Origin of the sequence: Mucilaginibacter kameinonensis, from assembly GCF_003675385.1 — a bacterium.
In the GTDB taxonomy this organism is placed as follows: Bacteria; Bacteroidota; Bacteroidia; order Sphingobacteriales; family Sphingobacteriaceae; genus Mucilaginibacter; species Mucilaginibacter kameinonensis.
Genome location: NZ_RCWZ01000003.1, coordinates 39,494 through 60,589 on the forward strand (window position 1 = coordinate 39,494; position 21,096 = coordinate 60,589).

At 42.3% G+C, this 21,096-nt stretch carries 15 protein-coding genes; 11 read left to right on the forward strand and 4 right to left on the reverse strand.

The genetic code is table 11. The features are described from left to right. The first annotated feature begins 65 nt into the window (after positions 1 to 65). On the forward strand, positions 66 to 599 hold the full coding sequence (locus tag EAH55_RS13235) for an NADPH-dependent FMN reductase (protein ID WP_121810079.1): 534 nt from the start codon (positions 66 to 68) through the stop codon (positions 597 to 599). A 6-nt stretch (positions 600 to 605) separates the two neighbouring features. Here EAH55_RS13235 and EAH55_RS13240 read toward each other — a convergent pair whose 3' ends face one another. Next, a complete protein-coding gene (locus EAH55_RS13240) occupies positions 606 to 1,019 on the reverse strand; it encodes a hypothetical protein (protein WP_121810080.1) in 414 nt (137 codons plus the stop codon). A gap of 6 nt (positions 1,020 to 1,025) precedes the next feature. Further along, complete coding sequence (locus EAH55_RS13245) at positions 1,026 to 1,685, reverse strand: YceH family protein (protein WP_121810081.1); 660 nt, start codon at positions 1,683 to 1,685, stop codon at positions 1,026 to 1,028. A gap of 111 nt (positions 1,686 to 1,796) precedes the next feature. On the opposite strand from EAH55_RS13245, the gene EAH55_RS13250 reads away from it, so the two are divergent. Next, positions 1,797 to 2,606: an MBL fold metallo-hydrolase gene (locus EAH55_RS13250; RefSeq protein ID WP_121810082.1), complete on the forward strand. Its 810-nt coding sequence runs from the start codon at positions 1,797 to 1,799 to the stop codon at positions 2,604 to 2,606. Here the strand turns inward: EAH55_RS13250 and EAH55_RS13255 are convergent, their stop codons facing one another. Together EAH55_RS13255 and EAH55_RS13260 are read right to left on the reverse strand one after the other, a co-directional pair. Then, positions 2,607 to 3,389, reverse strand: a complete 783-nt coding sequence (locus tag EAH55_RS13255; RefSeq protein WP_121810083.1) for a M90 family metallopeptidase — start codon at positions 3,387 to 3,389, stop codon at positions 2,607 to 2,609. Between the two features lie 16 nt (positions 3,390 to 3,405). After that, complete coding sequence (locus EAH55_RS13260; protein ID WP_121810084.1) at positions 3,406 to 4,113, reverse strand: DUF92 domain-containing protein; 708 nt, start codon at positions 4,111 to 4,113, stop codon at positions 3,406 to 3,408. Between the two features lie 59 nt (positions 4,114 to 4,172). Here EAH55_RS13260 and EAH55_RS13265 point away from each other — a divergent pair, with 59 nt between their 5' ends. The 9 genes from EAH55_RS13265 (at position 4,173) to EAH55_RS13305 (ending at position 21,079) form a co-directional block, all read left to right on the forward strand. Then, entirely contained in the window at positions 4,173 to 4,859 is a 687-nt protein-coding gene (locus EAH55_RS13265; protein WP_121810085.1) for a class I SAM-dependent methyltransferase, read from the forward strand. A 250-nt stretch (positions 4,860 to 5,109) separates the two neighbouring features. Beyond that, the gene (locus EAH55_RS13270; RefSeq protein WP_121810086.1) at positions 5,110 to 12,198 is read left to right on the forward strand and encodes an IPT/TIG domain-containing protein; all 7,089 of its coding nucleotides are present in this window, start codon (positions 5,110 to 5,112) and stop codon (positions 12,196 to 12,198) included. After that, positions 12,198 to 12,887, forward strand: a complete 690-nt coding sequence (locus EAH55_RS13275) for a fibronectin type III domain-containing protein (RefSeq protein ID WP_121810087.1) — start codon at positions 12,198 to 12,200, stop codon at positions 12,885 to 12,887. Before EAH55_RS13270 ends, EAH55_RS13275 begins: the two co-directional genes overlap by 1 nt. A 99-nt stretch (positions 12,888 to 12,986) precedes the next feature. Further along, positions 12,987 to 13,841, forward strand: a complete 855-nt coding sequence (locus EAH55_RS13280) for a pirin family protein (protein WP_121810088.1) — start codon at positions 12,987 to 12,989, stop codon at positions 13,839 to 13,841. A gap of 94 nt (positions 13,842 to 13,935) precedes the next feature. Then, positions 13,936 to 14,910 carry a YeiH family protein gene (locus EAH55_RS13285; protein ID WP_121810089.1) on the forward strand — a complete coding sequence of 325 codons (975 nt, stop codon included), beginning with the start codon at positions 13,936 to 13,938 and terminating at the stop codon, positions 14,908 to 14,910. A 101-nt stretch (positions 14,911 to 15,011) separates the two neighbouring features. After that, positions 15,012 to 15,941, forward strand: coding sequence for an AraC family transcriptional regulator (locus EAH55_RS13290; protein ID WP_121810090.1), 930 nt, complete (start codon positions 15,012 to 15,014; stop codon positions 15,939 to 15,941). A gap of 111 nt (positions 15,942 to 16,052) precedes the next feature. Continuing rightward, positions 16,053 to 16,910 (forward strand): oxidoreductase, encoded by an 858-nt coding sequence (locus EAH55_RS13295; RefSeq protein ID WP_121810091.1) that lies wholly within the window; start codon positions 16,053 to 16,055, stop codon positions 16,908 to 16,910. 203 nt (positions 16,911 to 17,113) lie between these two features. Beyond that, positions 17,114 to 17,911, forward strand: coding sequence for a ThuA domain-containing protein (locus EAH55_RS13300; protein WP_121810092.1), 798 nt, complete (start codon positions 17,114 to 17,116; stop codon positions 17,909 to 17,911). Between the two features lie 255 nt (positions 17,912 to 18,166). Further along, entirely contained in the window at positions 18,167 to 21,079 is a 2,913-nt protein-coding gene (locus tag EAH55_RS13305; RefSeq protein ID WP_121810093.1) for a ligand-binding sensor domain-containing protein, read from the forward strand. The last annotated feature ends 17 nt before the right edge of the window (positions 21,080 to 21,096 follow it).

Consider the following 21,096-nt stretch of genomic DNA (forward strand, 5'->3'; position numbering starts at 1 on the left):
ATGACTTTGCAAAAACTTACGAAGTTTTGGAAACTTCGTAAGTTTGGTTCAACAACATCTACTGCATGAACTATAAAGGCAATATCCTCGCGATTTCCGGGAGTTTAAGATCTGGCTCATCCAACCATAATATTTTGAGTTTTTTAGGCAGATTAGCTCCGGCTGATATACATTATTCCATATACGACAGATTAGCAAATATCCCTCCGTTTGATCCGGGACTGGATCATGAACACCCTTCTGAAGCGGTCGCTGAATTACGGGACTTGATGAGAAATGCGTCAGGCATTATTATTTGCACGCCTGAATATGCGTTTGGCGTTCCTGGTCAGCTAAAAAACATGTTGGATTGGATGGTTTCGAGCAGCTCGCTGGTTGATAAGCCGGTAGCTTTGGTTACGGCGTCATCGGTTGGCAGTCACGCACATGCCGCGTTGCTTCTGACACTCGGAGCGCTTTCTGCAAAAGTAGTTGACGGAGCTACTTTGCTTATTCAGTTTATCAGGAGTAAGATTGACGCGAGCGGAAATATTACAGATCTGGAAACCGAAAACGCGTTGCGGAATGTAATGGAAGTGTTTTGGGGAGAGATACAATGATGTAAACTACCATTGATAGTCCTCAGTATATTCACCATCTAATCTATAGTCTCTAAGCTTCTGTTTTTTCATAGTATCCATATCCAATTGCCAAATAGCTCCGCTCGCGGACCAAGGATCAATCAAAAGCTCCACCCTGGTATGGGACACTTGTCTAACTTTCTCTACCCAACACAGCTCGGGCCCATTTATTTCAAGTGCCCCAGTATCCTTTTTCCATAAAATGCACCAGATTCCTCCTGCTAAGCACCAGTCTCCAGTCTTGCTTATCAATCCAAAAGAAGGGTCACCAGGAAGATAGCCGATATATAAACTTTCATTTTTCTTTTTATCTACCAAATAAACTTCTTCATACTCATAACCAAGTAACAAATCCTCAGTTTCGTCAAGAATGCGCAGATTCATTTTCGATTGGATCATAATAGGTTACTCCACTCCCAATTCCCTCATCAACCTGCCCACAGTATCTTTCAACTCAGCAATCTCCTGTTCTGCTTTAGCCAAACGGGCTTCAAGGGCCGATGAGGATACACGACCGGTTGGTTCATCAGCAAAGTCATCATCGCTAAATTCAGGCGTACCGCCTAATAAATGAGCATATCTAACTTCTTTTTGGCCAGGACGCTTAGGTAATTGCACTACATATGGCATTTCTCCCCCGGCCAATCTATCTAATACCTCCTGTACCTCCTCTATCGAATCAAACTCGTACATACGGCCGCTGTTGGTATTCAGTTCACCAGGTGTTTGAGGTCCGCGAAGGATCAGCAGGCAAATCAGCGCTACTTCTGAAGGGATTACCGGGAAAACGATGGCAAAATTGTGTTTATACTTTATGTTGCGGATTGAGCCACCGGTTGCGGTTGAAATCAAACCACGTCTTTTCAATGAATTCAGGGCATTGATAACGGTATCGTCATCATAGTTAGTAACGGGCTTGCGTGACGTTTTCTGATTACAGGCAGCCACCAGGCCGTTAAGGGTCATGGGATAATAATCAGGCGTGGTTTTGGCTTTTTCCATTAAAGTACCAAGTACACGTAGCTCTTCTGCATCAAGTATGGGTAAAGTTTGCGGTGAATCCATGGCTAAATATAAGCAGGTTTTTATAGCGTCAAAAAAAATTGCTTATTTTCTGAATGCTAAAATCATTAGGATTAAAATAATAGCATCAAAATAGTTTACTTTGCACTTCTAATGTCTTTATTCATTACATCATTAAATTCGGGAAGTAATGGCAACTGCTATTACGTAGGGAACGATCAGGAGGCGATATTGGTTGATGTAGGCATTTCATGCCGCGAAACTGAAAAACGCATGGTTAGGCTTGGGCTATCCATGCAAAAGGTAAAAGCCATTTTTGTATCGCATGAACATTCAGATCATATCCGTGGTATCCCGGTACTGGCAAAAAAATACCAGTTACCAGTTTATATTACCCCCGGAACATTAATGCACCTCAACGGGGTTGATGACCGCCTGATTCATCATCTCAAGGGATTTGAAATTGTTAATATCGGAAGTCTGGAAGTAACGTCTTTTCCCAAAATACATGACGCGTCCGAGCCTCATAGTTTTATCGTGAGTTGCAACGATGTTAAAGTTGGTGTATTTACCGATCTTGGGATTGTGTGCGATCAGTTGATCCGCTATTTCAGCCAATGCCACGCAGCTTTCCTGGAAGCCAATTATGATGACGATATGCTGGATAAAGGAGGCTATCCTTATTATCTAAAACAGCGTATCCGTGGTGGAAAAGGCCATTTATCAAATAAACAGGCGCTGGGCTTATTTACAACACACCGCCCGCCGCACATGACCCACCTGCTGCTTTCACACCTCTCCAAAAACAATAACGACCCCAAACTGGTGGAAGACCTGTTTACCAACTGCGCCGATGGGATCAATATTATCGTGGCTTCAAGGCATGAGGAAACACCTGTGTACTACATTAGTAACTCGGTTGTGCAGCATGAACCATTAGGCCAGCTTGGCCTTAACTTTTAATTAGGCAACATCGTCGTTTGCCAAATCTTGCGAAAACATCGTACTCAGCATTTCATAAAGTTCAGGGTGCTTATGCTTTAGTTCGTTGGGCTTTTGAAAAAAGTATTCAGCAACAACCGCTAAAAATTCCGCCTCATTGGTGATAGCATAAGGATTAATATCCGAGCGGCCGGCTTCAATTTTGTGAATCTCCTGGTGGATCATTTTAAGCCAAGGCATCACATACTCATGGGCAAGCAAATTTTCAGGTACACCATCTGTAGCACCGTCAGATTTATCAAGCAGGTGTACAAACTCGTGGATAGCGGTATTTTCTTTCCCAGCAGATTTACTGAAACCTTTGGTTAAGGCGGCTCTCGACAAGATCATCTGCCCGTTCATATACCCGGATCCCACCATTCCTAAAATGCTCCGGTTTTCACCCTCAAACTGAAACTCATTATCAAAAGTATCGGGATACAGGATCACATTGGTGAGGTTACGGTATTTCCAATCGCCAAAGCCAAATATCGGGATCACGGCACTTGCCGCAATCATTACTTTATCAGCATCGCTTACGGTTGTGCCAATCCCTTCAATAGTTATATCCGATAAAAAACCGGTAACTTTCTGTTCAAACAGCGCTTTTTGGGTATTATCGAGGTGTTGATAATAAGGAATATGTTGTTCCAAAAGCAACTTATAATTAATCCCAGCAACGGGTACTTCATTCACTACTTTCTTTTTATTCAGAAAAAAGAAAACAGCCAGCGCAATTATGATAAGGACTATAACAGGGAACATTTATATATAGATTAAATTATAAAACAAGGTAAAACAGCAACATAAACAAGGCGGCTACGAGGGTATTTAAAAAGTTAACGGTATTGTTATTGATTAAACCTTTTCTTTCCAATATAGCCCCTAAAACGGAATCTATGAGATTACCAAGCGTCCCAGCTATTACTATCCAGATGAGTTTCACTGTCCACCCCATTCCTATCGCATAAACAGCAGCAATAACAACAGAACCAATTACGCCAATTAAAGTACCCTCAACACTTATCACCCCATCAAGTCCGCGTGTATCCGGTTTTAGGGTTATAATGTTAAAGAAACGTTTGCCGTAAACCATCCCCAATTCCGACGAAAGCGTATCTGCCGTTGCAGAAGCAAAACTGGCCGCCATCATCAATTGTAAAACAGGTGTATGTGCCGGTAATGCGAGGATTGTAATTCCGCACAACGCAGCAGTGCCGGCATTAGCTAAAACCTGTGCGGCGGTTCTTCCACCCTTTTCAGCGGCATTGATATCCTCTTTAGTTTTACTTTGTACCGACGTGGCTGCCGAGCCTAAAATGAAAAAAGTGGTCATCATGGCTAAGCCTGTAAAACCGGCTCCGGCAAAAACTAAAATAGCAACAACTGCACCTGTGAAAGCAGCTATAACTGTCAGTTTGCGGGCAGATATACTGTATACCATACCAGCTGCCAAAATCAGCGTTAACAAACCATAGCTTAACCACATAGTTTACCGAAAAGATATATTGCCGCTAAATTAAACTTTCAATTCATACTTTTGAGCACATGAAAGATATACTGGGCCAGGCCATACATGATCATCACCATAAATTAGCTAATCACAAGCTTTGGATCAATAATCAATATGGCCCGAAGGAAGAAATGCCAATTGATGTTTATTTCAGGGATGAGGACGATATGCCTGATATTGAATGGCTGGCAATGAACGAATGCCGCGGAAAAGTACTGGATATCGGCGCCGGAGCAGGCAGCCATGCTTTGGTATTACAAGCGCGCGGCTTTGATTGTGTTGCGCTTGACATATCACCTTTAGCCTGCGAAGTAATGAAAGAGCGGGGCGTAGCGAAAGTAGTTAAAGGAGACATTTTTGTTTATGACGAACAAAAGTACGACACCTTGCTCCTGCTTATGAATGGCATTGGTCTTACCGGCACACTTGAAAACCTCAAGGTATTTTTACAACACATTAAACTGCTGCTTAATCCCGGCGGCCAGATCCTTTTCGACTCATCAGATATCGCTTATCTCTACGAAGATGACCTGCCCGAGAAAGGTTATTACGGCGAACTGCTTTATCAATATCAATATAACCGCCAAAAAACTGACTGGTTCCACTGGCTATATGTTGATGAAAAAACACTTGAACCCATTGTTAATGAAATGGGCTTTGACATGGAGGTGTTGCTGGAAGATGAGTTTAAACAATACCTGGTGCGGTTAACGCTAAAGTAAAACAGCGAAATATTTTTAACTCACTATACCTATTTCCAACAAGTAGAGGATATTTAACTATTTACCCCACTTATAATACATCGCTTACGAAATTATTTGTTATAATTTTCACTTAGTTATTATTCTTTAGTAGTACATTTAGGGTAAAATTTAAAACTTATCACGTTAACTCAAAAACTATCTCCCCGAAGATCTAAATAAACAGATCTTTAATATTCTCCTTGCACCAAACCAAACTTTTCACAATTCTATGCATAAGCTATCTTTACTTGCTTTGATAATCGGCCTGTTTATTTCTGCACAACTCAGCGCCCAAAAGCCTAATATCAGCTATCCAGGCCCCCAAACTCTTTACCTCGGGAAAAGCATAACCCCAATCAAGATAACTAATACAGGCGGTACGGTCCCTAATTTAATTTATCCCCAGTTCAGCAAAATTCTGAGTTCAACTGCTGTTGTCACTAATTTTGTGCGATTTCCTTCAGGGGATATTTATGGTCAACTATACCGGAGCATTTTGCATATAAAGCCCGATGGCACATATTCAACTCTTGCCGGAGGCAACCAGGCTGGCTATGTTGACGGAACAGGTACTGACGCTCTTTTTGGAGAAATAAATAACATCACCAGCGATGCCGACGGTAATTTGTACGTAACTGAAGATAATTATCGAGACGGATTAAATTCAAGGGTTAGGAAAATTACCCCAGCCGGCGTGGTCACCACATATGCACAAGGCTTTAGAGCGCCCCGTGGAATAGTAGTAGATGCAAATGGGATTATATATGTAGCAGAGAGTGCCGGTAGGATCATGAAAATTACCAAAGATGGTACAACTTCAGTATTTGCGGGCCAGATTGGAAACGGTTTTAGCAATGGCGCGGGCGCAAATGCTATGTTCAATAACCCTGATGGTTTAGCTATTGACAAAGCAGGCAATTTATATGTTGCCGATTACAACAATAGCATGATCAGGAAAATTACACCTGCCGGATTGGTGACTACTATTGCAGGTTCTGGAAAAAATGGAGATGACGACGGGATTGGAGCTGCTGCCACATTTAATGTTCCCGAAAATATAAAAGTTGATTCAAAGGGCTACATAATCATTACGGAGCATACTGGTTTATTACGAAAAATCACTCCTGCAGGCGAAGTATTTACCATATCGGCACCATATTATGATAGCAATGGCCAGGTTATTTATCAGCCGATTTCACCTAAGATAGCGCTTGATGAAAACGATAATGTTATGACCTGCGGGGGGATTTTCTTTAGCGACGGCTTTTACAAAATAAATACGACAGGCTATAATATATCGTCGGCATTACCAGCCGGATTGGTTCTGGGTCCGGATGGGACAATCAGCGGCACCCCATCGGTTCTGGCTGATGCTGCAAATTATAAAATTATAGCTTCTAATGCATCGGGAATGGCTTCAACCACAATCAACTTGAAGGTTGTGCTATCCGCAGATCCTCCGGTCATCAATTCTTTTAGCCCCACGGCCGGGCATTTCGATACCCGGATAATTATAACCGGTAATTTTTTTACAGAAGCTACAGCGGTAACCATTGGCGGTAAAAAGGTTGATTATTTTGACGTAACCCCTACCAGCATCACCACTTACGTACCTGCAGGCGCCACCTCGGGTGAGGTAACAGTTACTACGCCAAGAGGAACAGCCCGCCTTTCCGGCTTCAGTTTTATTCCGCCTCCTACGATATCTTCCGTTTCGCCATTAAGCGGATGGAAAGGCAGTAAAATAACTATTAACGGCACTGGTTTTTCGGATGTTAGCCAGGTTTATTTTGGAAGTTATTACGCAGCATTTAAAATAGTTTCGCCAACTCAAATAGAGGCTACACTACAGGAAGGCGCATCTGGTGATGTGAGTATATCAGCGCCGAGTGGGTATGGTACATTCCCGGGGTTCACTTATATTTATCCTCCTTCGGTCTCGTCAATTTCACCCGCCAGCGGCGGCGCAGGTACAACAATAACAATCAACGGGAGTAACTTTAATAACACTACTGCAATTAAGTTCGGTAATACCAACGCTACTTCATTTAAAGTTGTTTCGCCAACGCAAATCACCGCTGTTGTTGCCGCAGGATCATCAAATGGCATTACTGTCACTACGCCAGCAGGCACCTCAGGATCCTATTATGACTTTACCTTTATGCCTCCGCCTGTAATAACACAAGTTTACCCAACTAAGGCAGGTTATAACTCAACCATTATTATTTATGGCTCGGGCCTAAGTGGCGCGCGGGTAACTATAGGCGGGGTACCTGCCAATATCAGCTTTAATTATGACAGTCAATTATACGTTAATGTTGGCTATGGAGCTTCATCCGGCGACATTTCTATTACGACAACAGGAGGAACCGTTACCTATCCGGGCTTTGTTTTGGTACCTGCACCAACTATTACATCATTTACCCCGCAAACAGCAGCGGCCGGTGATAAAGTAACCATTACTGGTACTAATCTTGATGAAGTCAATAACGTTTCGTTCGGTGGGATAAGCGCTGCTTTTAAGGTTTTGTCCCCAACCACTATAGACGCAACTGTAGGCTACGGAACATCAGGTGCAGTTACGGTTTCTTCGGAGGGCGGTTACGCAAGTTTACAAGGCTTTGTACATACGGGGCCTGTTATTACATCATTTTCGCCGGCCAGCGCAGGTATTGGCGAATCTGTTATTATTAAAGGTAGCAATTTTACTAATACTTCGGCAGTTGAATTTGGGGGAGTACCTGCTACATCTTTTACAGTCAACTCTCCTACGCAAATCACAGCTATAGTTGGCACAGGAAAAACAGGAAACATAACAGTAACAACGCCTTTAGGCAAAGCTTCAGTAGCAGGCTTTGCACATCCCGGCCCGGTCATTAACTACCTCACTCCTAATTATGCCGGATCTTTATCTGCCACACCAATAACTATAACGGGCATTAATTTCAACGGAGCTACATCTGTGAGTTTCGGTGGTGTGCCGGCTGCATCTTTTACCGTAACTTCGGCAAATAGTATTACAGCCACCCCGGCTGCTACAAGTATGTCGGGTAATGTAGTAGTAACAACTCCGCAGGGTAGCGACAAAATTTCAGGCTTCACCTGGGTGCAGGCGCCTGCCATTACTTCTTTTACCCCCGCTTCGCAAAAAAACGGTGGTGTGGTAACCATTACAGGCTCTAATTTTTACGGAAATATAACCGTAAAATTCGGAGGTGTTCCGGCATTGTACTCCTATGTATCGTCTCCTACAACTGTAACAGCAGCAGTAGGCAACGGAGCTTCCGGAGATATAACAGTAGCTACAGTAGGAGGCACAGCTGCCTTAACCGGATTTAAATATTCATCGCCAACAATTACAGCCCTCACCCCCTCAATGGCAGCTATAGGTCAAACAGTTATTATAATGGGTGAAAATTTAGATGCTGTGCAATCTGTAAAATTTGGCAATACCGATGCAGCGTCTTTTAAAATTGTTTCTTCTAAAGAAATTGATGCTGTGGTTGGCAATGGTACAAGTGGTACAGTTAGCGTTACAGCGCCAACTGGCACCGCTAATAAAGATGGTTTCAACTTTGTTTATCCACCTTATATATACTCTTTTACACCAACTTCGGGCGGTTCGGGTACAATAATGAATATTAATGGTTCATACCTCGCCAGCACATCCGAAGTAAAAATTGGTGGAGTGCCTGGAACCATCACTTCTGTTACCGACAATTTAATTACAGTCAAAGTAGGCGCCGGCGCTTCCGGTAAAATTTCGGTTAAAACCATAGCCGGCACAACTGAATTGGATAGTTTTACCTGGTATCCTGCCCCTACTATAACCTCTGTAAATCCGTTAAAGGCCAATGCGCAAACAACAGTAACCATTAATGGTACAAACTTTACAGGTATAACCCAACTCCAGTTTGGAGGTAACTATGGCAACTTCAAAATAGTTTCACCAACTCAAATTACGGCAGAGCCGGTATACGGCGAATCGGGGGATATTACTATTACGGGGCCTGGTGGCTCGGTGGTATTTCCCGGGTTTACTTTTATACCGGCGCCGGTGGTAAGCTCTTACACAAAAAGTGGCGACGCCTCAAACGCGGTGGTTACCATTACCGGAAATAACTTTCAGGATGTTACCGAAGTTAAATTTGGTGGTGTAACGGCAACATCGTTTACTGTTTTATCGCCGACAAGCATTTCGGCTAAACCTGGCGCCGGTGCTACAGGTGCTATTTCGATAAAAGCGGCTGGCGGTACGGGTACGCTACTCGGCTATTTATATGACACGCCTCCCTCAATAGCATCTTTTTCACCAGCTTCAGGGCCTATAGGAACAACGGTAGCCATAGAAGGGGATAATTTTAGTACAACGTCCCAAAACAATGTTGTGTTTTTTGGCCCGGTTAAAGCCAGGGTCAAAAGCGCAACAAAGACACATCTTGAAGTTTTTGTGCCCGCAGGTGCTAACAACTCAATAACGGTAATTAATACCGATAAGAAATTGTCTGCAACTTCAAATCTACCATTCCACGTAACCAATAATAACGGAGGACCCACTTATTCGAACAAGCTGGATATCAAATTTAAAACAGGACTTGGACTTTATCAGATTGCCGATTTTGACGGAGATGGCAATCCCGATTTGCTGATACCCAAAGATGATTCTCTTTATATTCTCAGGCATGGTGCCGATCCGATGTTATCCAAGTCATCATTTATGCAAAAAGTTCTACTTCAAACTGAAAGGCAGGTACTTTCTTCGGTTGTTGGCGATGTGGATGGTGACGGTAAAATGGATATTTTGTTTAGCACTAATCCCAGCGTAGTTCTTTTACACAACACATCCACTAAAGGAAATATTTCCTTTGAAGCGAAAACATTAGAAAATTTGAATGGAGCTACCCTGGGGACCATGATACTTAGAGATATGAATTTGGATGGCAAACCCGATCTGGTACTTTATGACTTCAATATCTATTGCTATCCTAATACCTCTAACGGATCAAGCATTTCGTTCGGCCCCTTAATGGGCCTTCAAAATACATCGTCGAGCGGTACAATTTCTTTCACGCTTACAGATATTGACGGAGACAATAAGCCTGATCCTATTGGTGGGAGTTCTTACACAGGCATATCCGTATTTAAAAATAATTCGGTACCGGGCGATCTTTCATCTTCAGATTTTCCGCCAACTTACTTTTCACATCCGGGGTATTATTACATGGCATGGGATATGACCACCGGCGATTTTGACGGAGATGGAAAAGTAGATCTTCTCGAAGACGACTTTTCAAATGGCGTATTACTTATTTCGAGGAACAAAGCAACGAAAGGAACAATAGATGCCTCATCATTTGAACCTGCAAAGGCTTTTGCCAATTATCTCTTAACGGATAATCCTATGGCTGCGGATGTGGACGGAGACGGAAAGATAGACGTAGTTGGATCAAACACCGGGGTTTACTATTCTCGCAATCAATCCTCACCAGGTAATATCTCACTTGCTTTGCCTGCGCCGCTCCTCCCCGGAACCAACAATAGTTCGGCGGGTGGCGTAAGATTTAATGACATGGATGGCGATGGCAGAATGGATTTAATACTAATCAGCAACGGCACAACATTATCAATTAACCATAATGGGCCAGCCGTGACGCCAAAAATTACAGCAGTTTCGCCGTTAACAGCTAAAACGGGGACAAAAATAACCATCACTGGCGAGCACTTTGATGAAACAACTGTTGTGAAATTTGGCAATAAAGTAGCACAATCATTTAAAGTTGATTCAACTCAAACCATCACAGCTATTGTGGGTGATGGCGAAACAGGAGCAATTTCAATTCAAACTCCCAATGGCCCGGCTTCTTTCCCGGGGTTTGTTTTTATACCGGCACCGGTAATAACTTCGGCAAACGCATTAACAGACGGCAGCGGCACACTTATCATTAATGGTAGTAACTTAACAAAAGCTACCAACGTAACTATAGCCGGTGTTCCAGCCTCAGCATTTACTGTAAATTCCGACACTAAAATTACGGCCACCTTTGCCGGTATCAGCGGAGACCTTACGGTAACCACTGCAGGCGGTACAGCAACGCTGGCAGGGGTAACGGTTAAAACAAATCTTGTGATCAATTTTCCGGCCCTTGCCAACCATACCTATGGAGATGCTGATTTTCTTTTACCTGTAGTTAGCAATAACACTGCTATTCCTGTAACTTATAAGGTAGATAAACCTGATGCCATTACTATAGTAAATGGCAAACTACATATCATCAAAGCAGGGACAATAACCATTACTGCATCACAAACCGGCGACGCCTTGCATAACTCTGCCGTAGAAGTTAAGCAGCTACTGGTCATTAATAAAAAGACACTACAGGTGAAAGCAAACGACCAAACTCGTGTGTTTGGAACGGCAAATCCTAATCTTACGTTTGAGTACACCGGCTTTATCGCCGGGGAAGATCAAAGTAAGCTATCCGTACAGCCGGTAATTAGTACGATAGCAACCCAGCAATCGCCGGCCGGCATTTATGACATAGTGGTTAACGGGGCTGTCTCCGATAATTATGATTTCAATTACATTAGCGGTAGGCTAACCATTACCCCTTCGGTAACTAATTTGAAAATTGCCGCCAATAGCGTAACCTGCAAAGGCCAAAACAACGGTTCAATAACAATTTCAGCTGCGCAATCTGCAAATTACACAGCAGCAATTACTGGTAACAGCTTAAATAAAACCTATACTTTTAATACGGAAACCAACATTAGTAACCTGTCGCCGGGTACTTATAACGTTTGCGTTACAGACGCAGCATTGGCAAACACCCAACAATGCTTTGACCTGGTTATTACCGAACCAAAAGACCTGTCCGTATTTACTTCAGTAAATGAAGCTACAGAAATGGTGAACATAACGATGGATGGAGGTTCATCTTATGATATCAAACTTAACGGTGTCAGCTATAAAACAAGTGATAACACGATCTCATTACCGTTAAATAAGGGAAGTAATACTTTAACAGTGAGTACAGACAAACTTTGCCAGGGGATAATAGAAAAGATACTTAATATTTCCGGCTCTCTTCCTTACCCTAATCCTTTCCAAAACATTTTACATATTAATATTGGAAAGCGCGTTGCCGCGAAAGCAATACTTAAGATTTATAGCTTAAATACAGGGCTGCTTAAACTAACCAAGGATTACACCAACCAATCAGGAGTGATCAGCATGGATGTATCCAGTTTAGACAAAGGCGTTTATTCCCTTAACGTAGTTGTTGATGGAAAAGAAACGGTTTATAAAATTATAAAATAATGAAACAGAGGATATTTATCATACTAAGCATAGTTATCTTGGCGGCGTGTGGCTCAAAGAAAAACGATCCGATAGCCCCTACTTTAGGCAAACCAGTGCTACTAACACCAGCTCAAAACGAGGTCTGTACCCAGGGGAGCGTTATTTCCGCTTCTCAAAGTACGGTAACGTTAAAGTGGTCTGCCGCTGCAAATGCAACCAGTTATGAAGTAAACATTAAAAACCTTTCAGATGGTACAAGCGCAACTCAAACCACAGCCAATACACAATTTGACGCCACGTTAAAAAGAAACACACCTTATTCATGGTGGGTTACATCAAAGGCCGCAAGTAGCACAACAACGCCACAAAGTGATACGTGGAAGTTTTATAATTCAGGCCCTTCAGTTGTAAACTACGCGCCATTTCCTGCCGAGATTTTAGCACCCACAATGAACCAGGTAATAAAAGCTACGAATGGAAAGATCACACTATCATGGAACGGAAGCGATGTGGATAATGACATTGTTAATTATGATGTCTATTTGAGCGATTCGGCATCTCCAATTTTATTACAAGCTAAAGTTTCAGATAGTAATTTAAAAGATGTGGCCGTTTCGGCAGCTAAAACATATTATTGGAAAGTAGTAACCAGGGATTCAAATGGAAACACTTCGGTTTCTGACATTTATCAATTTACGACAAATTAACACATCCCTTAACTTTATCGTTTTTAAATTGTAATTGTTATTAGGGTTGTTCCTTTTTGAATGCCGAATAAACTATTTTTATTCCAACAATATCATCCCATGAAAAAAGCCATCACCCATATCCTTGCAGGTCGCGAAAAAAAGATCACTGCCGAAGAATCCGTACGCCAGCCCCTGCCCCACAAAGATTTCAGGTTTGCAAACCCTTTCATAGTACTGCACCACATGGGGCCGGAAGTAATAGCCCCTGGTCAAACTTTACGGATTCACCCACATCCGCATCGCGGTTTCAGTCCGTACACCATTATGCTACAGGGCGAAGGTTATCATAAGGATAACGCAGGCAATGACGAAATCATTAAAGCAGGTGATGTGCAATGGATGTTTGCAGGCAAAGGGATTATGCATAGTGAAGGCCCAACGGCCGAATTGTTACAGCGAGGCGGTGTACAGGAGCTTATTCAGCTCTGGATCAACGCGCCGAAAAGCAAAAAATGGGACGAGCCTTTTTATCAGTCGGCAAAAGCCAACCAATTGCCTAAGGTACTTATCGATGACGGTCTCGACTTTAGTTTAGCCAGCGGAGACTATGAGGGCAAAACCGGCCCAATCAAAAACTTCACACCAGTTATCTCAATAGTTGGTAAAATAGCATCAGGCAAAGAGGCGGATTTTAAAGCCACGCCGGGTTACTGGGTATTACTTTATATTATAAATGGCACCGTTAATATAAACGGGCAAACCATCGGCCAACATAACCTTATTGTGTTTGAAAAGGAAAACGAAGATATTTCGGTGTTGGCTGAGGAGGATTCTCAAGTATTATTCCTTTCGGCCGAACCTATTGATGAACCGGTATCCGCTAAAGATAACTTTGTGATGAACACACCCGAAGAAATTGAACAGGCAATCGTCGATTATCAAAACGGTGTATTCGGCACGTTGAATTACTAAATACATAATAACTTTTGGTTATCACAGATTGCGTTTTATGATGAAAACCCGACGGTAATTCAACACACCTTTGTATCATTAAAACAAAGGAAAAATGAATACCCCACATCAATTAAACAACACCAGCGGCCTGTTATTAAACATCAATGAAAATGCCCGCAAGGTTATATTCGCTATTTGTATAGTACTATGCCTGATGCCTTTTATGAGCCCGGCGGTGGCTTTATTATTAGGCATGGTAGTAGCACAATGCTCTGGTCATCCTTATTTGCATCTAAACCATAAAGCCACACATATTCTATTGCAGGTATCGGTAGTAGGTTTAGGCTTTGGCATGAATGTGCACAGCGCCCTGCAGGCAGGTAAGGAAGGCATCCTGTTTACCATCGCCTCTATAACCGGGACGCTGCTATTTGGTACACTGCTGGGCAGGTGGTTAAACATCGAGAAAAAGACATCATTTCTGATCTCATCAGGAACAGCCATTTGCGGCGGGAGTGCCATTGCCGCCATATCACCTGTTATTAAAGCCGAGGAAAAACAGATCTCTGTAGCATTGGGCTGCGTATTTATATTAAACTCAATAGCGCTCTTTATTTTTCCGCTGATCGGTCATTATCTTAATCTGTCTCAAACCCAGTTTGGTTTATGGTGCGCCATTGCCATACATGATACCAGCTCAGTAGTTGGCGCAGCAAGCAAATACGGCACCCACGCGCTTGAAGTTGCAACTACTGTAAAACTGGCAAGGGCATTATGGATCATCCCTGTAGCTTTTCTATCTACCTTTTTGTTCAAGAACAAATCAAAAAAAGTAAGTATCCCCTATTTCATCGGGTTGTTTATACTGGCCATGGTAGCTAACACCTACCTGCCTGTTGTAAGGTTGATAAGCCCATATGTAATCAACATAGCAAAAGCTGGGCTAACACTAACCTTGTTTTTGATTGGTGCAGGGCTTTCACGCAAGGTATTAGCGTCAGTAGGCTTGAAACCGCTTTTGCAGGGCGTAGCGCTTTGGATAGCCATATCTGGTGCAGCACTGTATGCGGTTATGCAATTGGCATAAGCGCATTACTATTTAATATCAGGGTCATTAAATATTGATGCAGCGCCCTTACATATTTCAATCGCTGATTTGCTGCTTACATTTGTGAAAACTTCTTCGCCATGAAACAAACTACGCTCGACGCTAAGACCATTGATACCCTGCGCGATCTGCCGGATATGATCCCCGTGTTACGAGAATCATTCGAGAACTGGACTATAAAAGTGTTCGACCGTAAGCACCATGAGTGCCGCAATTATCTGTCGCCCAACAGGCGCGATTTTTATAAGGTATTAATGATAACCGAAGGCGCGGGAGTTTTTACCATGGGCCTTAACACTTATTACATTGAGGAGCCTACTATCCTTTTCATCCATCCAAACGATATTATATCATGGAAAAACCTTTCGGATAAATCAGGTGGCTACTATGTGCTTTTTAAAAGAAGTTTTATTAATGATCATCCCCAGCTTAAAACCACTATTGATAAATACGGACTGTTTACCGAGAAAGAAAAAAGCGTTATCCTTTTAAAGAACTCCGACCTGCCGATGCTTAACAGCTTGTTTGAACGCATGGGGATTGAAGACCTGTCCAACAACCATTTAAAGGATGACGCCTTGCAGGCTTATATTCAATTACTGATGGTTGAAAGCATGCGGGTAGCCCAGTTCCCAAAACCTGATAATGTATCAGACGAATATCATTATATCCACCAGTTTTTTCATTTATTGGAGAAGGAGACATCGGGCATTAATTATACATCGCCCATAAAAATGAAAACCGCCAAAGAGTTCGCGGCCAATCTTTCGGTTCACCCTAATCACTTAAACGCCGTATTAAAAAAATATACAGGGCAAAATGTAAGCACCCATATCCGTAACCGACTGCTTGAGGAAACCAAGGCTTTATTGGTACAAACCGACTGGACATTACAAGATATTGGCTACAGTATTGGCTTTGCCGAGCAGCCTAACTTCAGTCTGTTTTTCAAGAAAAACACAGGCATAACGCCCGCCGAATTCGGGAGATCATACCAGGCTACGGCGTAATTCTGCTACTTCTTTGATTTTCATAATAAGCGCTTTGCTTTTGCTATAAGCCTCCCCTGCTTTTGTTGCCAACTTTGTAGTGTAAACAAAAACAAATAAAAGCAACACAAAATGAAAACTCAAAAAGTATGGTTTATAACCGGAGCCTCAAGAGGTTTTGGTTTAGAAATATCAAAAGCCGTTTTAGCATCTGGTGATAAATTAGTAGCCACAGTTCGTAAAAACCCTGAAACATTTAGCGCCCAGTTTGATAACAATCCTAACCAGCTTGTTGTACCATTGGATATTACCAATGAAGAACAGGCAAAAGAAGCTGCCGCGAAAGCAATCGAGCACTTTGGCCGGATTGATGTTTTGGTAAATAATGCCGGTTTCGGCTTACTATCAGCCGTTGAAGAAGCTACCGCCGAAGAGGTAAAAAAGAATTACGATACCAACGTATTCGGCTTATTGAACGTAACTCGTGCCATTTTACCTTATATGCGTAAAGAACGCGCTGGTCATGTAATCAATGTATCTTCGGTTGGCGGTTTGGCGGCTTATTATGGCTGGGGTGTTTATGGCTCAACTAAATTCGCGGTTGAAGGGCTTACCGAAGCTATGGCGTTAGAACTTGCTCCGCTTGGCATTCACGCAACTGTTGTTGCCCCTGGCTTTTTCCGCACCAATTTCCTTGATGAAAGTTCGCTGATCCGCACTTCAAATGAAATTGCTGATTATCACGAAACCGTGGGCAATATGCGCGCACTGGCAACCGAGCTTAGCTACAAACAACCCGGCGATCCGGAAAAACTGGCACAAGCTTTCATTAAACTTGCAGCTGCAGAAAATCCTCCGGTACATTTACCATTGGGTAGTGATACACTGCAACGTTTCCGCGAAAAAACAGCCGCCTTTGAAAAGGATATCGAAGCCTGGTACGATGTAATAGTTGGTACCGACCATGATGATGTAAAACAGGCAAAATAACCGCTGCACGAAAAATACATTTAAAAAATCCCAGTAATAAATTTTGTTACCGGGATTTTTTATTGCCCCTCTTTTATAAGCCGGATCATCTTTTAATTAATATATCTGCACTACTTTACCTCTACTTTTTGCCACGATTGATCTCAAATAGAAAGTTTAATTTATCATTGCACGAATCTGAATCTTAACAATAAATATAATCGATGCTTCCTGATCGCGCTATCGCAACAAAATCTAACACCATAGCCTTTTTAACAATCGTATTTATCATGGCTATGTTTAACAACATTGCCAAGGCACAACAAAATACAAAACCACGCTTTAAAGTTATAGCCATTGCTGAGGTTGGCGGAGGGCATGCCCTATTTGACGCTGCGGCTAAACCATGGCTTGATAAGCTTGCTGCCGATAGCAATTTTACGATAGATTACATCAGCGATACTAAAAAGATTACCAGGGAATTCCTGAAACAGTATCAATTATTTATTCAACTGGATTATCCGCCCTATCCATGGGAAAAAGAAGCCCAGGAAGCCTTTACAGATTATATTGAGAATGCCCGCGGAGGCTGGGTCGGCTTTCATCACCCTACCCTTTTGGGTGTTTTTGATGACTACCCTATGTGGCAATGGTATTCGGACTTTATGGGTGGGATACAGTTTAAACTGCATATTCCCGGGGGTACAGCGGCTATGCTTCATGTAGAGGATAAGCAACACACGGTTATGAAAAACCTGCCGCCAACTTTTATTACCGAGGATGAATGGTATATCTATGATAAAAGTCCACGCCCCAATGTACACGTACTGGCCAGCATTGATGAAACTACCTACTTGCCTAACAAAGATGTAAAAATGGGCGACCATCCTGTAATCTGGACTAATGAGCATTTCAAAGCCCGGAACGTTTATATAGCGATGGGCCATTTCTCTCAGCTTTTTGATGATGCCGCGTTTACAACCCTATTTCGCAACGCCATATTTTGGGCAATCAGCAAATAATCTGTTGGCCGTAAATCTAATTTAAACCCTATAACTGTTATTTTAACAACATTTGCGCAGCCCCTACAATACCACTACTACAATCCATTGCGGGTTTAAAACGTATGCAACTAAACAGTTTTAGCCCTTTTTGAAAGATTTAACCGTGCTGTATATGTAAAATGTTGATTAAATTACGGCTCTTAAGCAAGTCGGGCTTTCGCCGGGCTATACTAATTATTGACAGGGTTAATCCCCCTTGCAGGAAAACCGTTAATGAAGAAAACTCTCCTATTTGTTATTGTTCTGCGTGCATTACTGTGCACATCTTTCGCTCAAACTACACTTGGTACTCCGGCCATTAAAAACTACACGCACAATGAATACAACGCCGGCAGCGAAATCTGGGACATAAAACAGGATAAGAACGGCATCCTTTATTTTGCTAATGACGAAGGCCTGCTCACATTTGACGGCAGTTATTGGAAAATTTATCCGTTGCCCAATAAAAGTGCTATAAAGTCTGTGGCTATTGATCAAAGGGGCCGCGTTTATGTTGGCGGGCAGGACGAGGTTGGGTACTTTTTCCCGAATGATGCCGGGATCCTCAAATATCACTCGCTTAAACAACTGTTACCGCAAAAGGCAAAGCAATTTGCCGATATCTGGGATATCGTAATTCATAACGACGAGGTGTTTTTCCGCACGATAGAGTGCATTTTTGAACTGAAGAACAATACCATACGTACTTTCGATGCACCAGGTGGCTGGATGCTGCTAAGCCAGGCAGGCGGCAGGTTATTTGCCCATGATAAAGATATCGGCCTGGTTACATTTAAAGATTCCCGCTGGCAAGCCTGTGTACAACAGCCCACAACGGGTTTAAGAATAACCGGCATTACTGAGTTTAGCAAAGATACCTTACTGTTAACCACGCGTAAAAATGGCCTTTTCATCATGGAGGGTACATCATTGATTAAAAAAGCTACACTCACTGACGGAACCCTGCTTACCGATCTTGTAAATTTTGTTCAGAAAATTGGCTCCGACAGGTATGCTATAGGGACATCGGCAAAAGGCTTAATTATTATTGATGGCAAAGGTAAGCTGATAGAGCAGTTCTCCAATAACCAGGGATTGCAAAACAATAATGTTCATGGCATTTTGTTAGATAATAACCACAATTTATGGCTCGGCCTGGAGAACGGGCTCGACTTCATCAACTACAACACTTCAGTTAAAAACATTTACCCCAATCGCGAAAACCTTGTAAAAAGCAATGCAGTAAGCATTTTTAATAATAAACTGTTCATCGGCACATCGAACGGTTTATATGCGGTGCCTATAGGTGCACAACAAAAAGATATTAGTACGGCCACAGGTACTTTTACCGAAATACCAAACACCAAAGGCCAGGTGCTAAGTCTTACGCAGATCAATGGCCGGCTGTTAGCAGGCCACCAGGACGGTGTTTTACAAATAGATAATAACCAGGCCAAACTGATAACTCCCGGCCCCGGTGCCTGGATGGTGAAAGCCTTCCCTGCGTCGCAGGATATTATAGCCGGAACCTATACGGGTTTTCAGCTTTTAAAATATAATAATAATGGGTTTAGTTTTGAAGGCCGATTAGATGGCATTTATGAATCGTTAGGAAACCTTGCGCTTGATAACAGGAACTTTGTATGGGCAACCCATCCTTACCGGGGCATCTTTAAAGTGCAGCTATCTCAAGATAGAAAAAAGATAGTCGGCTATACTCAATATACACAAAAAAGCGGGTTACCATCGGCACTGAATAATCACGTTTATTTTATTAAAAATAAAGTAATAGCTGCCACCGAAAAAGGTGTTTATGAATACAATACTACCGAGGGTGACTTTATACGGTCTGCATGCTACAAACCCATATTTAATAGGGATAAAGTTGAGTTCCTGACCGAGGATAGCAAAGGCAATATCTGGTTTATCAGTAACCAGCGCGTTGGTGTAATTGATTTCGGCAAAAGATCGGCAAATTTGCCTTATAAGGTAATTTATTTTCCTGAGCTGGCCGGACAAACCGTAAGGGGGTCCGAATATATTTATCCTCATGATATGGAGAACATCTTTGTAGGTTCAAACAACGGTGTATTCCATTTAAACTACCGCCAGTATGTATCGTCAGAAAACAAACTGAACGTATTACTGACCACAGTAAAAGCCATAGCCGAAAAAGATAGTCTGATTTTTGGAGGGTATTTTGTTAAAAATAACCGGCTTGCCCAGGCACAAAACACACAGCAGGTGGTATCGTTATCCAACCACTGGAATTCCTTCCATTTTGAGTATACCTCTACCCTGTTCGCCCAAAAAAGCAACGAGGAATTTAGCTATAAGCTCATTGGCTTTGACAAGGATTGGTCGCAATGGTCGGTTAAAACGGAAAAGGATTATACCAACCTTCCTTACGGCAAATACACTTTTTCGGTAAAGGCACGTAATAACCTGGGTGCGGCATCGGCGCCGGTGAACTATACTTTTATTGTTGAACCTGCATGGTATCAAACCATCTGGGCTTACTTTCTTTATTTATTGATAATAGTTTACGTAATCTACGTAGGTGTAAAAACACAACAAAAACGTTTCGCACTCCATCAGCAACGCCATGAAGAAGAACAGAAAAGGTTAAGCTACCTGCACAGCCTTGAGCTTGATCGTAACGACAAAGAGATCATAGCACTTAAAAACGAAAAACTTGAGGCCGAACTAACCTATAAAAACAAGGAGCTGGCTACGCTAACCATGCAAATGGTTGATCGCGGAAAATTGCTGCTCAATATCAAAGATGAGTTAATGGCGCTTATCAAGAAGCTCAACATTGCCGATGCTTCATACCAATTCAGAAGTGTGTTTAAGCTATTAAGTGATACTGAAAAGAGTGATGACGACTGGGACAACTTCGCGTTGTATTTTGACCAGGTACATAATAACTTTTTAACCACCATGAAATCCAAGTTTCCGGGACTAAGCTCAACCGACCTGAAACTATGTGCTTACCTACGGTTAAACCTGTCATCAAAAGAGATTGCCCAACTGCTTAATATCTCATTAAAAGGTGTCGAGATTAGCCGGTATAGGGTGCGCAAAAAACTACAACTCTCTACCGAAATAAACCTTTATGATTTTTTGATTGAAGTGACCAAATAGCAATAAAAAGCCAGGCT

Bases quoted from the DNA above. Each gene is read 5' to 3' on its own strand.
- EAH55_RS13235 (WP_121810079.1), top strand. From the start codon at position 66: ATGAACTATAAAGGCAATATCCTCGCGATTTCCGGGAGTTTAAGATCT.
- EAH55_RS13240 (WP_121810080.1), bottom strand. From the start codon at position 1,019: ATGATCCAATCGAAAATGAATCTGCGCATTCTTGACGAAACTGAGGAT.
- EAH55_RS13245 (WP_121810081.1), bottom strand. From the start codon at position 1,685: ATGGATTCACCGCAAACTTTACCCATACTTGATGCAGAAGAGCTACGT.
- EAH55_RS13250 (WP_121810082.1), top strand. From the start codon at position 1,797: ATGTCTTTATTCATTACATCATTAAATTCGGGAAGTAATGGCAACTGC.
- EAH55_RS13255 (WP_121810083.1), bottom strand. From the start codon at position 3,389: ATGTTCCCTGTTATAGTCCTTATCATAATTGCGCTGGCTGTTTTCTTT.
- EAH55_RS13260 (WP_121810084.1), bottom strand. From the start codon at position 4,113: ATGTGGTTAAGCTATGGTTTGTTAACGCTGATTTTGGCAGCTGGTATG.
- EAH55_RS13265 (WP_121810085.1), top strand. From the start codon at position 4,173: ATGAAAGATATACTGGGCCAGGCCATACATGATCATCACCATAAATTA.
- EAH55_RS13270 (WP_121810086.1), top strand. From the start codon at position 5,110: ATGCATAAGCTATCTTTACTTGCTTTGATAATCGGCCTGTTTATTTCT.
- EAH55_RS13275 (WP_121810087.1), top strand. From the start codon at position 12,198: ATGAAACAGAGGATATTTATCATACTAAGCATAGTTATCTTGGCGGCG.
- EAH55_RS13280 (WP_121810088.1), top strand. From the start codon at position 12,987: ATGAAAAAAGCCATCACCCATATCCTTGCAGGTCGCGAAAAAAAGATC.
- EAH55_RS13285 (WP_121810089.1), top strand. From the start codon at position 13,936: ATGAATACCCCACATCAATTAAACAACACCAGCGGCCTGTTATTAAAC.
- EAH55_RS13290 (WP_121810090.1), top strand. From the start codon at position 15,012: ATGAAACAAACTACGCTCGACGCTAAGACCATTGATACCCTGCGCGAT.
- EAH55_RS13295 (WP_121810091.1), top strand. From the start codon at position 16,053: ATGAAAACTCAAAAAGTATGGTTTATAACCGGAGCCTCAAGAGGTTTT.
- EAH55_RS13300 (WP_121810092.1), top strand. From the start codon at position 17,114: ATGCTTCCTGATCGCGCTATCGCAACAAAATCTAACACCATAGCCTTT.
- EAH55_RS13305 (WP_121810093.1), top strand. From the start codon at position 18,167: ATGAAGAAAACTCTCCTATTTGTTATTGTTCTGCGTGCATTACTGTGC.